This window comes from Kosakonia sp. S42, assembly GCF_016624785.1.
Taxonomy (GTDB): domain Bacteria; phylum Pseudomonadota; class Gammaproteobacteria; order Enterobacterales; family Enterobacteriaceae; genus Kosakonia; species Kosakonia cowanii.
In genome coordinates, this window is the sequence record NZ_JACVTW010000101.1 from 1 (window position 1) to 376 (window position 376).

Genomic DNA, 376 nt, shown 5'->3' on the forward strand with positions numbered 1-376 from the left:
GATTACCACGGGGCGGTTACCGCCGGGCACGGTGCAGACGCTGGAAACCGGGACGGCGCCGTTCTTGTCGAAGCCGCAGGTTTCGCGCCAGACCACCTTCGGCACGCTGCTGGTTTTTTTCACCCTGATGACCAGGGAGATTTTCAGCTGCACATGCCGGTTCCTGAAGGTCTGGCTGCCTGACCCGGAGTGAATACTGTGCTGATGTTTTGAGGTGAACGCCACGCCGGCCGTCAGCGTGGCGGGAACCGGGGTAAACGCCACATCCTGCGCGCTGCCCTTGTTGTGCCAGGGGATTTCCGCCCCCAGGACAGAGATGTTCATATAAAAGCGCGGCTTGTTCCCTAACCGGTCTGACCAGGTGTATGTGGCGCGG

At 61.2% G+C, this 376-nt stretch carries 1 pseudogene; it reads right to left on the reverse strand.

The window, feature by feature from the left end:
• A pseudogene (locus tag IAE50_RS25745) lies at positions 1-324 on the reverse strand (conjugal transfer protein TraN); the annotation flags it as partial.
• Between the last annotated feature and the right edge of the window lie 52 nt (positions 325-376).